Source organism: Streptomyces mayteni, assembly GCF_054783955.1.
Genome location: NZ_BAAGPR010000109.1, coordinates 14768 through 27345 on the forward strand (window position 1 = coordinate 14768; position 12578 = coordinate 27345).

8 protein-coding genes are annotated in these 12578 nt (G+C 72.4%); 4 read left to right on the top strand and 4 right to left on the bottom strand.

The window, feature by feature from the left end:
• Positions 1-52: 52 nt before the first annotated feature.
• A complete protein-coding gene (locus ACYVPE_RS32450; RefSeq protein WP_461037363.1) occupies positions 53-2146 on the top strand; it encodes an AIPR family protein in 2094 nt (697 codons plus the stop codon).
• A gap of 23 nt (positions 2147-2169) precedes the next feature.
• On the opposite strand, the gene ACYVPE_RS32455 is transcribed toward ACYVPE_RS32450, so the two are convergent.
• Positions 2170-4662, bottom strand: coding sequence for a SpoIIE family protein phosphatase (locus ACYVPE_RS32455; RefSeq protein ID WP_461037364.1), 2493 nt, complete (start codon positions 4660-4662; stop codon positions 2170-2172).
• A gap of 364 nt (positions 4663-5026) precedes the next feature.
• Between ACYVPE_RS32455 and ACYVPE_RS32460 the strand changes: the two genes are divergently transcribed.
• Entirely contained in the window at positions 5027-5470 is a 444-nt protein-coding gene (locus ACYVPE_RS32460; protein WP_461037365.1) for a hypothetical protein, read from the top strand.
• A 69-nt stretch (positions 5471-5539) separates the two neighbouring features.
• Here ACYVPE_RS32460 and guaA read toward each other — a convergent pair whose 3' ends face one another.
• Entirely contained in the window at positions 5540-7123 is a 1584-nt protein-coding gene (gene guaA / locus ACYVPE_RS32465) for a glutamine-hydrolyzing GMP synthase (RefSeq protein ID WP_461037370.1), read from the bottom strand.
• 286 nt (positions 7124-7409) lie between these two features.
• Between guaA and ACYVPE_RS32470 the strand changes: the two genes are divergently transcribed.
• Both ACYVPE_RS32470 and ACYVPE_RS32475 read left to right on the top strand, forming a co-directional pair.
• The gene (locus ACYVPE_RS32470; RefSeq protein WP_461037366.1) at positions 7410-7682 is read left to right on the top strand and encodes a chorismate mutase; all 273 of its coding nucleotides are present in this window, start codon (positions 7410-7412) and stop codon (positions 7680-7682) included.
• A 604-nt stretch (positions 7683-8286) separates the two neighbouring features.
• On the top strand, positions 8287-9306 hold the full coding sequence (locus tag ACYVPE_RS32475; protein WP_461037367.1) for an LPXTG cell wall anchor domain-containing protein: 1020 nt from the start codon (positions 8287-8289) through the stop codon (positions 9304-9306).
• 103 nt (positions 9307-9409) lie between these two features.
• Here ACYVPE_RS32475 and ACYVPE_RS32480 read toward each other — a convergent pair whose 3' ends face one another.
• Positions 9410-10984 (bottom strand): succinic semialdehyde dehydrogenase, encoded by a 1575-nt coding sequence (locus ACYVPE_RS32480; RefSeq protein WP_461037368.1) that lies wholly within the window; start codon positions 10982-10984, stop codon positions 9410-9412.
• Positions 10985-11088: 104 nt separating this feature from the next.
• Positions 11089-12578: serine/threonine-protein kinase (locus ACYVPE_RS32485; protein ID WP_461037369.1), on the bottom strand; the 1490-nt coding region annotated here is incomplete at its 5' end.

Sequence of the window (12578 nt, forward strand, 5' to 3'; positions counted from 1 at the left end):
TGGAGATGACAGGGCGGGACGGTCAAACCGTCATACCGGGGAGGGAGTGCCCGTGAATCCGGTGCACATCAGGCAGGTGCGAGAGGCGCTGGAGGAGCGGTTCCGCGCTCACATCGACATGGGCGACCGCCAGTGGCCATCGGATGAGGACCGGGACCAGGCATTCCTGAGTCGTGCCCTCGCGGCGTTGGCGATCCAGATCGAGCATGGATGCGGCGACAAGGAAGCCGCGCACGCCGTTTTCGACGGCATGCGGGACCAGGGTCTTGACGCGGTGGGCGTGGAGCCCGGCGAGAAGCACGCGCGGATCTCGCTCGTACAGGCCAAATGGCACAACAAGGGCACCGCCGGCCTCGGGGAGAAAGAGGCGGGCCGGATGCTCGACGGTCTCGACCTGGTGCTGAACTGCGACTTCGAGGACTTCGAGGACCGGTTCCAGCCCCATGTGCCGTCGGTGGTCAATGCGATCGAGAGCGGTTCGCCCAAGGTGGTCCTGGTCATCGCGCTGATGACCGCCGATCCCCTGCACCCCAACGTCGTCAAGTCCCTCAAGCGAAAGCTCGCGCGGCTGAACTACGGCGACGATGAGATGGTGACCTACAAGGTCCTCGACGTCAGGGACTTCCGACGTGCCATCCTCGGGGATGCTGGCGCCCCCAACATCGACCTGGCTGTCACACTGCAGAACTACGGGCGGGAATCCGACCCTTACAACGCCTACTACGGCACCGTTTCCGTTCCCGAGATCGCGGCATGGTACGAGAGACACGAAGACAGTCTCTTTGCCAGAAACATTCGCGATCCCCTCGATGTCAGCGACGTCAACCTCAAGATCAAGAACACCCTTGTCCAGGAACCCCACCACTTCTGGTACCTCAGCAACGGAATCACGCTGCTCTGCGACACCGTCAACAAGACGGGCGTGACCGACCAGGCAGGGCGGCTTGGCACCTTCAAGCTCAGGGGCGCCAGCGTGGTCAACGGGGCGCAAACGGTCAGTGCCATCCACAAGGCATGTGCGGCGGATCCCGATAGCGCGTCTCGGGGGCGGGTGCTGGTTCGGCTGATCTGCCTGGAGGACTGCCCTGAAGGGTTCGGCGAAGCCGTCACCACCAGCACCAATACCCAAAATCCCATCAGGGAACGCGACTTCAAATCACTCGACGCGACGCAGCTCCGGCTTCGCGAGGACTTCTCACTCTCCCTACACCTCCTCTATGTGATCAAGCGGGGCGAAGCATCACCCCCTCCCGAGGACAAGGGCTGCACCATCGAGGAGGCGGCCACCGCCCTCGCCGCCCTGCATCCGGATGCCTCGCTGGCCGCGAAGGCCAAGCGCGACATCGCCCATCTCTGGGAGCGAGGCACCTACGACCGGCTGTTCGTCGAGTCGATCACCGTCTACCGGGTCTGGCACAGCGTCCAGTTGCTGCGCGCCGTGCGGCATCGTCTCGACCAGCTCAAGCCGGGGCTGAAGGGACGCGGCCTGGCAGCGGCAACCTATGGCGACCTGCTGATCACCCACGTCATCGGCCGCCAACTCAGCATCAGGTCCCTCGACGCCCCAGACTTCGAAAGATCGTCCGAATTCCACGAGGCTGTCGAGCGAACCGAATCCGTGCTGCGCTGGCTTCTACATTCGATCAATGTATATGGGCGCAATACACAGGTGCTGTCCACGCTCCGCAACGAAGAGCGGGCACCGTCCCTGGTGAAAGGTATCCGTGTGGGCACGGAATCCACTGCCCAACCGCCTGCCCTGAACGCCAGGAACCTGGTGAGGCCAAGCAATGGGAACGCGGTTCCCCTACTCATCCAGCACCAACGCATCTCTCCGGGAACGGAATTGGAATTCCGCCCGGTGCAGAAAGTACAGGCCCGTGAGATGTACGAGTGGCTCGCCGAGGACGAACGCCGAGCCTGGGCTATTTGGCGGAACGACTCCAAGGCGCCGCTCGTCTGGGCAGTGGACGGTAATGCATACTCTCCCAGCGGGCTCACTCGGATGATGCGACGTTTGGCCTCGGGAAGGGACCAGCACGTTCAGGGCACTCTCAACTGGTTCGTCCCAGGTGAGGGATCGTTGGTGGACCTCGCGGAGCAGATTCGGGCCGAAGTGGACGCCGAGGCGGAAGAGGCTCCCTGAGCGCTCCCCCGGCACCGACCGCATCAGGCCGCGGGGGCAGCGTCGAACGCCGACGCTTGAGGAACGTCGAGTTCGGCCCAGATGGTCTTGCCCTCGCCGACGTAGCGGGTGCCCCAGCGGCGGGCCAGTTGGGCGACCAGGAACAGGCCGCGGCCGCCCTCGTCCAGGGTCCTGGGGTGTCGCAGCCGCGGCGAGGTGCTGCTGGTGTCCGCCACCTCGCAGGTGAGGACGGACTGCCGGATGAGCCGCAGCCTGACCGGGCCGCTCGCGTACCGGATGGCGTTGGTGACCAGCTCGCTGACCAGCAGCTCCGCGGTCATGGTCAGGTCCGTCAGGCCCCAGCGGGACAGCTGTTCCCCGGCCTCGGCGCGGGCGTTCGCCACCACGGCCGGGTCGGAGGGGAACTCGAAGGAAGCGACCCGCTCGGCGGTCAGCGCGTGGGTGCGGGCCAACAGCAGGGTCACGTCGTCGAACGGCGGGCCGCCGCCCAGGCGCTCGGTCGCCGCCGTGCACAGCTCCTCCAGGGGCCGGCCCGGCCGGGCCAGGGCCTGCCCGAGGCGGGTCATCCCGACGTCGATGTCCTGGTCGGGCGACTCGACGAGCCCGTCGCTGTAGAGCGCGATCAGGCTGCCCTCGGGAAGCTCCAACTCGGCGGGCTCGAAGGGCAGTCCGCCGAGCCCCAGCGGGGGCCCGGCCGGGAGTTCGGGGAAGGAGACCTCGCCGTCCGGGGTGACGATGGCGGGCGGTGGGTGGCCGGCCCTGGCCAGCGTGCACCGCCGGCTGATCGGGTCGTAGACGGCGTACAGGCAGGTGGCGCCCAGCACGGTCGCGGCGGCGGCGGCCTGGTCCCCCGTCTCCTCCTCGATGACCCGGATCGCCCAGTCGTCGAGGTGGGCGAGCAGCTCCTCGGGCGGCAGTTCCATGTCGGCGAGGGTGCGCACCGCCGTCCGCAGCCGGCCCATCGTCACGGCCGCGGTGACGCCGTGCCCCACCACGTCGCCGACGACGAGGGCGGCCCTGGCCCCGGAGAGCTGGATCACGTCGAACCAGTCGCCGCCCACGCCCCCTCCCCCGTCGCGGGCCTGGGCCGGCAGGTACCGGGACGCCACGTCCAGCGCGATCCCCCCGATCAGCCGGCTGGGCAGCAGGCTGCGCTGCAGGGCGAGCGCGGCGGCCCGTTCCCGGCTGTAGCGGCGGGCGTTGTCGACGCACACCGCGGCCCGGTCCACCAACTCGCGGGCGAGCAGCAGGTCGTCCGACACGAAGGGGGCGGGATTGGTCGACCGCAGGAAGATCGCCTGCCCCAGCGTCACACCCCGGGCCCGCAGGGGGACGACCAGCAGCGAGTGCAGGCCGAACTCGCGCATCGTCCGCGCCCGCTCGGGGTAGTCCCGTGCCCACGACTCCTCGTCGGGGTCGAGCGAGGGGATCAGCATGGCGTCGCCGTCGACGAGGTACCGGCTGTCGTGGTGGGGCGGCAGGAAGCCGACGTGCTCGCCGAGCCTGTCGACCGCCTCGGGGGTCCCCTCGCGCACCGACCGCAGGCCGCAGCGCCGCATCAGGGGGCTGGTGTCGACGGCCTGGACGGTCGGCTCGTCGCCGTGCAGCACCGGCTCAAGCAGGTCGACGGCGGCGAAGTCGGACAGCCGGGGAACGGCGACGTCGGCGAGTTCCTGCGCGGTGCGGCCCAGGTCCAGGGTGCTGCCGATCCGCACGCTCGCCTCCTTGATCAACGCCAGGCGCTGCCGGGCCTCCCACCGGTCGGTGACGTCCATGACCAGGTAGCACACGCCCCGCACCCGGTCCTCGTCGTCGACGAGCGGGAAGAACGAGCTGGAGTAGGCGTGCTGGCGCCGCGGATCGGCCCAGCTCCACCCCGTGTACTCGTGGTCGATCAGCGGCGTGCGGGTGTCCCGCACCTCGGCCATCAGCCGCTCGAGCTCCTGGGCGTCGAGGCCGGGCAGCAGGTCGCTGAGCCGGCGGCCGAGCCGCTGCTCGCGCGGCACGCCGCCGGCGCGTTCGAGGGTGTCGTTGAGCCACACGTAGCGCAGCTCCGTGTCCATCACGGCCATGCCGATCGGCGACCGGGTGAGGAGCCCTTCGAGCAACGACCCGCTCACGGTCTGCGACGGGTTCCGCTCGCCCGCGGAGACGAGGAAGCACTCCCGGCCGTCGAGCGAGAAGGGCGGCGAGACCCGCAGGTGGGCCTCGACGTGCCGGCCGTCCCTCGCCCGGACGGTCGCCGTGCCGGCCCAGCTCGCCCCGGTGCGGCACCGGCGGACCACCGCCGCCGCCCGCACCCGGTCGCCCGGCGCCGTCAGCAGCGTGGCCGCGGAGCGCCCCACCACCTCGGCCGCCGGATAGCCGAGCAGTTCCTCCGCCGCCGCGGTCCAGCCCAGGACGGTGCCGCCGGGGCCGATGACCACGGTGGCGGCGTTCGCCACCTCGAGCGGCCCAGGACTGCCCCGCGGGGTGAACCCGAGTTCGGACTCGGGCCGATCCTCGTCGGACGCCACCCCTCGATGATGCGCCCTCGGGTGGCGGCCCGCAGCCTGACTCCCGCCGGTCACCACCGTCGCCGAGCGGCCCCGAAGCCGAAACCCCTTTCCCTCGGCTGGCGCGGCAGGAGAAACTGGCAGGGACGGTGCACGGGGCGATCACCGGTCGTCCCTCCTTCGCCGCGCCGACGCCGACGGGAGGCGAGCCATGGCGAGACCGGCGGTCGGGGCGGCGTTACAGCACTGTGCCGAGTGCGGCGGATACGCGTACGGCGGCGCACCTGCCTGTACCGCCTGCCGCCAGCTGGTGGACGGCATCGTGGAGGACGCGTGGTCCGCCTTCGCGCACCAGTGGGACGCCCGCGGCCCGCGGGAGGCGGCGGTGCTCGGCGAGATGGTGGCAGCCGAACCCGACCGCCACGACTGGCGGGTGGTGGACGCCGCGCTCGACAGACTGGCCTGCTCGGAATGCGGTGAACGGCTCAGCCGCGGTCCCGTCGGCTGCTCGGCCTGCGATCTCGCGCACGGCTTTCGTTATGTCGCGATCGAGACGGACCGGCCCGGTGTCCCGCCGGGCAACGAACACGCCATCCGAGTCAACGTCTCGGTCGTGCGCCGGCCGCAGATCACCTCGGAGAAAGAGGTCCTCGCCCGCCGCCTGGTGCTACCGCACCTCCTGGTGGGTCTTCTGCCGACCATCAGGCAGGCCCAGCGGTTGAGCGCCATGATCAAGAGAGGCCCGCCGACACAGGGGACCCGCCTCATCGAGCGGGCCATCGAGGAAACGCTCGGGCGCCAACGCGACGGCGGCGGCCCTCCCCGATGAGATGGCCGCCCCGCCCCTGCCCCCGCCTCGCCGAGTTCGGCCGGTGCCGGGCCACTACGGCGGCCCGGCTCACTCCCACTCGATGGTGCCCGGCGGCTTGCTGGTGATGTCGAGGGTGACGCGGTTGACGTCGCGCACCTCGTTGGTGATGCGGTTGGAGATCCTGGCCAGCAGGTCGTAGGGGAGCCGGGACCAGTCGGCGGTCATGGCGTCCTCGGAGGAGACCGGGCGCAGCACGATCGGGTGGCCGTAGGTGCGGCCGTCGCCCTGGACGCCGACGCTGCGGACGTCGGCCAGCAGCACGACCGGGCACTGCCAGATGTCGCGGTCGAGGCCGGCGGCCGTCAGCTCCTCGCGGACGATCGCGTCGGCCTCGCGCAGGATCTCCAGGCGGTCCCTGGTGATCTCGCCGACGATCCGGATGGCGAGGCCGGGGCCGGGGAACGGCTGGCGGTGGACGATCTCGTCCGGCAGGCCGAGCTCCTGGCCCACCATCCGCACCTCGTCCTTGAACAGCTTGCGCAGCGGCTCGATCAGCTCGAACTCGAGGTCCTCTGGCAGGCCGCCGACGTTGTGGTGGGACTTGATGTTGGCGGTGCCGGTGCCGCCGCCGGACTCCACCACGTCCGGGTAGAGGGTGCCCTGGACGAGGAACGCCACGTCCTCGCCGACCGCGCCCGCCTCGGCGACCAGCTCGGCCTGGGCCTGCTCGAAGACCCGGATGAACTCTCGGCCGATGATCTTCCGCTTCTGCTCCGGGTCGGAGACCCCGGCCAGGGCGGCGAGGAAGCGCTCCGCCGCGTCGACCACCACCAGCTTGACGCCGGTCGAGGCCACGAAGTCCTTCTCGACCTGCTCGGTCTCACCCTTGCGCATCAGGCCGTGGTCGACGTACACGCAGGTCAGCTGCTCGCCGATGGCGCGGTTGACGAGGGCGGCGGCCACCGCCGAGTCCACGCCGCCCGAGAGGCCGCAGATGGCCCGCTTGCTCCCGACCCGGGCGCGGATCGCGGTGACCTGCTCCTCGACGATGGAGCCGGTGGTCCAGGACGGGGTGAGCCCGGCGCCCCGGTAGAGGAAGTGCTCCAACACCTGCTGGCCGTAGGTGGAGTGCAGCACCTCGGGGTGGTGCTGCACGCCGTAGAGCCGCCGCTCGTCGTTCTCGAAGGCGGCGACCGGAACGGTGTCGGTGGCGGCGGTGACGGTGAACCCCTCGGGGGCCGCGGAGCAGGCGTCGCCGTGCGACATCCACACCTGCTGCTCGGCCGGGGTGCCCTCGAAGAGCGTGGAGGACGCCCCGACCACGCTGAGCACGGTGCGCCCGTACTCGCGGGCGCCGGTGTGCTCGACGGTGCCGCCGAGCGACTGCGCCATCAGCTGGAAGCCGTAGCAGAGGCCGAGGACCGGCACGCCCGCGGCGAACAGCGCCGGGTCGATGCCGGGGGCGCCCTCGGCGTAGACGGAGGAAGGACCGCCGGAGAGGATGATCGCGCGCGGCTTGCGGGCCAGCATCTCGGCCACCGGCATGGTGGACGGGACGATCTCGCTGTAGACGCGGGCCTCGCGCACCCGGCGGGCGATGAGCTGGGCGTACTGGGCCCCGAAGTCGACGACGAGCACCGTGTCGAGGTCGGGGGCGGCCGGGTCTGCCACGTGTGCCACGAAGCTGCTGCCTTTCTTTCCGTCCGGCACTGCATGCCTTCCGGCAGTGGAACCGAGGGGGGTGTGCCACCGAGTCTAGATGGCATACTCGGAGGCATGCTTCGCGATGTGCCCCGCAGCCCGCTCTTTACCTATGGCACCGGCCCGGCCGGCTGCCATGGGACGCGCTGCGCACCGCACTGACCAGCGACTCCCACGCGCCCCGGGCCCCATGAGCGGCGGCCCGGGGCGCGCGTCATTGCCGGCCGTCCTCATCACACGAGGAGATCGATCGGACATGGACACCACCGAGACCGGCACCCAGGACCACGAGCGGCTGATCGCGGAGGCGCGCGGGCGGATCGACGCGCTCGACGCCCGCATCATCGAGCTGGTGCGGGAGCGCGTCGGGGTCTCCGAGGGGATACAGCACGCCAGGATCGCGGCCGGCGGCCGGCGCGTGCAGCTGACCAGGGAGAACGAGATCCTGCGCCGCTACCACGAGCAGCTCGGCGAGCCGGGCACCCGGCTGGCCATGACGCTGCTCGAACTCTGTCGCGGCCGCGCCTGACTGCGCCCCTGTGCGGCGCGTCACCCGTACGGAGCGTGACCGGTGCCGCGCCGGCTTCGTTGAAGGCAGTGTCCCCGGGGCGAAGAGACGCACCGGCCCTCCGCGGTGTGGCGAGGGTGGGTGCGTCGTGGGACCTCGCTCCGGTGCGGTGACCGGACGGCAGGGGACAGCAGGCCGGTCACGACCTCGGGCGGCCGGTTCCCGGGACGCCGGGGGCCGGCCGCCGTACTCTTGCGGGATCGCCTCCGCATCCCGCACGATGCAGTGAGAACCGAAGACGAGTTGGCGGATCAGGCGTACCCCCCTCCAATGGTCCGACCAACGGCAGCGGTGTCTACCCCCCGGGCACTGCCGCGCAGCACCGGGCGCCGCCCTGTCGCCCGTGCTGAGAGAAGGGGCCCCGGCCGGGATGGCCGGGGCCCCTTCGTCGTGTGGTGCGTCGGGTGGTTCGTTGACGTTCGGCCGGGCCCGGCGATCAATTCCAAACACGGTGTTTCCATTTCGTGACCATAACTGGCACAACTCTTTCCGCTTGTGGCCAGTCGGAACAGGTGCATCACGACATCCCCCCACTCACACCGCACCCATCTTCGAGAGGGCCTAGATGAAGCTCCGCCGGGCACTGGCGGCCACCGCCGCCACCGCCGTTCTGGCTCCCGCCGCTCTGCTGGCGACCGCGAGTGCCGCCCAGGCGACGGAGGAGGAGCCCACTCCGGGGGCCACCCAGGAAGAGGTGGTGGAGGAGACCCCGGTCCCGGAAGCCACGGAGACCGAGGCGCCGGAGACCGAGGCGCCCGCCGAGGAGACCCCGGACGAGCCGGGCGACCTGGAGCCGAGCACCCCGGAGACCGAGGCCCCCGAGACCGAGGCGCCGGAGACCGAGGCTCCCGAGGAGGAGACCCCGGGCGAGGAGACCCCCGAGGTGCCCGAGGAGCCCGAGGAGCCGCTGCCGGGCGAGGAGGAGTGCGTCGACTGGGCGTTGGACGCGCCCGTCGCCACCGAGCTGATCGGCCTGCCGTCCACCGTGGTCGCCGGCGAGTGGTCAGAGTTCACCTACCGGATCACCAACACCCTGGACGAGCCGGTCGACGCGCTGCACGCGTTCGTCGCCGCCGAGGCCGTCGACACCAACGCGAGCTGGGAGGACTCCTGGTTCACGCCCGAGCTCGAGTGGTCCGTGGACGGCCGGTGGGTCCCGATCGAGGACGAGTTCGGCTACTTCGGCAGCACCGACACGCTGGCACCCGGTGAGTACGCCGAGGCCCGGATGCGGCTGCGGGTGCCGGCCTCCGCCGAGGGCTTCGGCTGGGCCATGACCTCCGGCGTGTACGTGGACGCCGACGGCGTCTGCCAGGACTCCGACTGGAACGTCTACGAGTTCGACGTGGTCGCCCCGGGCTCCGACGTCGAGGGGCCGGACGACGCCGAGGGCAGCGAGGTGGTCGGCAACCGCCCGGCGCCGCAGGGCGGCCTGGAGCAGATCCCGACCAACGGCCGGCTGGCCGAGACCGGTTCCGACTCCCGGCTCCCGCTGTTCGCGCTGGCCGGCGCGACGGCCGTGGCGCTCGGCGTCGGCACCATGGTCACCGTCCGCCGCCGCCAGAACGGCGCCGCCGCGGCCTGACGGCCGCCCACCGACCGAAGGGGTCCGCTCCCAATCCCCCGGGGGGCGGGCCCCTTCGCCGTGCGCGCCGGCCCGGCAGGTCCGAGAGCGCACGAGCGGCGGCTCAGCGCATCCGCAGCGCCTTCATGACCCGCAACGAGCGGTTCAGGAACGTCGCGTAGCCCCGGTCGTCGAGGCCGAGCGCCGGGCCCATCGGCACCAGCCGCTGCTCGGCCACGGTCTGCGACTCGGTGTACTTGAGGATCCCCTCGGCGCCGTGCCGCCGGCCGAGCCCGGAGTCGCCCATGCCGCCCATCGGGGCCCGGACGCTGCCGTAGGCCGCCGCGTACGCCTCGTTCACGTTGACGGTGCCGGTGCGCAGCCGGGCCGCGAGCCGCCTGGCCCGCCTGGCATCCCGTGACCAGACGCTGGAGTTCAGGCCGTAGGGCGTGGCGTTGGCCCGGTCGACGGCGTCGTCCTCGTCGGTGAACCGGTAGACCGAGACCACGGGACCGAAGGTCTCCTCCGCGCACACCAGCATCTCGGGCGTGACACCGTCGAGCACGGTCGGCTCGTAGAAGTACGGGCCGAGGTCCGGGCGGGCACGGCCGCCCGCGAGCACGGTCGCGCCGCGCGCCACCGCGTCCGTCACATGCCGGGTGACGGCGTCGAGTTGGGCCTGCGAGACGAGCGAGCCGACGTCCGTGCCGTAGTCGAGCGGGGCGCCGAGCCGCAGCTCGGCGGTGCGGGCCGCGAACCGGCGCAGGAACTCGTCGGCTATCGAATCGTGCACGTACAACCGCTCGACGGAGACGCACAGTTGACCGGCGGACGAGAAACAGCCGCGCACCGCGCCGGCCACCGCGCGGTCCAGGTCGGCGTCCCCGAGCACCAGCATGGCGTTCTTGCCGCCCAGCTCCAGGCTGACGCCGATCAGCCTGGCGGCCGCGCCCCCGGCCACCTCGCGGCCGGTGCGGGTGGAGCCGGTGAAGGTCACGTAGTCGGCGTGCCTGACCAGCAGCGGGCCGACGACCGGCCCTTCGCCGAGCACCACCTGCCAGACGTCCGCAGGCAGCCCGGCCTCCACCAGCAGCCGGCGCGCCCACAGGGCGGTCAGCGCGGTCCTGGTGTCCGGCTTCATCACCACCGCGTTGCCGGCGACCAGGGCCGGCAGCGCGTCGCCCGCGGAGAGTTCCAGCGGGTAGTTCCACGGCGAGATGTGCCCCACCACCCCGCGCGGATGGCGCAGTTCGTGGACCCGGGTGAGCACCGGGAACGCGCCGGCCCGCCGCCGGGGACGCAGGTAGCCTGGCGCGGCGCGGCCGTAGTGGCGGGCGGCGGCCAGCACGGCCTGCACCTCCTCGTGCGCGTGCAGCCTGGCCTTGCCGGTCTCCAGCTGGATCAGGTCGAGCACCTCGCCCTGCCGGCGGAGCAGCAGGTCGTGGAGGCGCAGCAGCACGGCGGCCCGGTGCCGCACCGGGCGGGCGGCCCAGGCGCGCCCGGCGGCGCGGGCGCGGTCGAAGGCCGCGGCGACGTCGTCCTCGGTGGCGATCGGCAGCTCGGCGAGCGGCTCGCCCGTCAACGGGCTGTGGACGGTGGCGGGTTCGCCGCCCGGCACGCCGTGGGTCAGTCGCGCCACCAGCTCCGGGGTGACCACGCGGGCGGCGCGGGCCCGTGTCTCGGACAGCGGGGTCGTCATAGCCGGAGGGTACGACCGGGCACGGGCCACTGCCTACCGGTCGGTAACGACTTTCGGCCGCGGGGAACCTCGTAGGGAGCCTCGTGGGGAGAGCGGAACGGCCGTCAACCGTCGGCCCGGTAGCTGCCGGCGGTGACGTCGGCGATCTCGGCCAGCCGCTCCTGCTCGCCGGCCGGCCCTCGCACCATCACGATGTGGTACGAGCCCTCCACCAGCAGCACCCGGTTGTACGCGACGAGGTCGGCGCCGTCCTCGCGCCAGCCGAACACGCCGTCGGCCATCCGCACGTTGCCCACCCGGGTCTCGATGAGCCCCGACGAGGTGGCGTACTGGTAGGCGCGCTGGGCGGCCAACTCCGGCTGCCCGGTGAGCTGGTAGTCCATCGGGTCGTCGCCGAACTCCTCCGCGCCGTCCCGGCCGGCGACCACCAGGATCTCCAGGTCGCCCTCGCCGTAGATGATCTGCCCGTTGCCGTTCGGCCCCTGGCGCTGCCAGCCGTCCGGCACGGCGAGGGCGAAGCCCGCCTCGTCCACCACGGCGCCGAAGCCCTCGGGCGGCGGCGCGGGCTCCTGGTCGCCCTCGGCGGGCGACGGCTCGCTGTCGCCCTCCTCGTTCTGGTCGGCCGCCTGGCCGCTCTCCCCTGCCGTGGGCTCGTCGGCCGGATCCTGCTCGCCGGCGGGCGGCGCCTCGGCCTCCGGGCGGCCCTCGCTCGCGTTGCCGTCGTTCGACGCCGGCCTGGTCTCCGGCTCGTCCGACATGAAGGCCAGCACATAGGCGACGGCACCGGCCAGGCCGAGCATCACCAGCGAGACCAGCGCCCGGCCGAGCCGGCGTGGGCTGCGTGGCCCGCGCTGGCGCGGCCGGCGGCGTGGGCCCACTATCTCGCCTCGGCGCCGCAGGATCGGCAGCCGGCGCGGATCGGAGGGGCGCCCCGGCTCCAGCGCGGGCGGCGGCGCGGTCGCGGTGCTCCGGCCCACCTCGGGCTCGGGCGCGCTGCGCAGCAGCGAACGCAGCCAGCCGCGCAGCTCCTCGGCGCTCGGCCGCTCCGTCGGGTCCTGCCTGAGCAGCGACTCGATCACGGGGCGGAGCGCCCCGCAGTCCTCGGCGAACGCCGGCTGCTCGGCGCAGACGGCCTGGGTGAGCTCGGCCGCGCTCTCCTCCGGGTAGGGCGGGTGGCCCTGCACCACGCGGAAGAGCAGGGCGCCGAGGGCCCAGAAGTCGGCCGCCGGGCCGACCGGCGGGGCCAGCCGCCAGTGTTCGTACACCGGGCCCGCCTGCTCGGGCGCCCAGCGCTCGGTGACGGCGCCGACCGTCATGATGCGCGCCTGTCTGGCCCGCTCGGCGGCCAGCGCGCTGTCGGGGCCGCGGTACCGGTCGACGGCCGCGTCGCCAGCCGGCTGCGACTGGTACGCGAACTGCGGCCGCGGCTCCTCCTGTTGGTGGGGCAGCCGCACCTGCGGGATCTGCTGCGAGTGGTGCGCGGGCTTCGGCGGCGGCTCCCACCCGGTGCGGGCCGCCGGCTGGTTCGAGCGGCCGGCGGCCGGCAGCGCGGCCGGCGAGCCGCAGCGCCGGGCGGCGCCGGCCTGGGTGCCGG

What these genes read in the sequence shown, in the direction of transcription:
- ACYVPE_RS32470 (WP_461037366.1), top strand. Translation starts at nt 7,410, where the DNA reads ATGGACACCACCGAGACCGGCACCCAGGACCACGAGCGGCTGATCGCG.
- ACYVPE_RS32475 (WP_461037367.1), top strand. Translation starts at nt 8,287, where the DNA reads ATGAAGCTCCGCCGGGCACTGGCGGCCACCGCCGCCACCGCCGTTCTG.
- ACYVPE_RS32480 (WP_461037368.1), bottom strand. Translation starts at nt 10,984, where the DNA reads ATGACGACCCCGCTGTCCGAGACACGGGCCCGCGCCGCCCGCGTGGTC.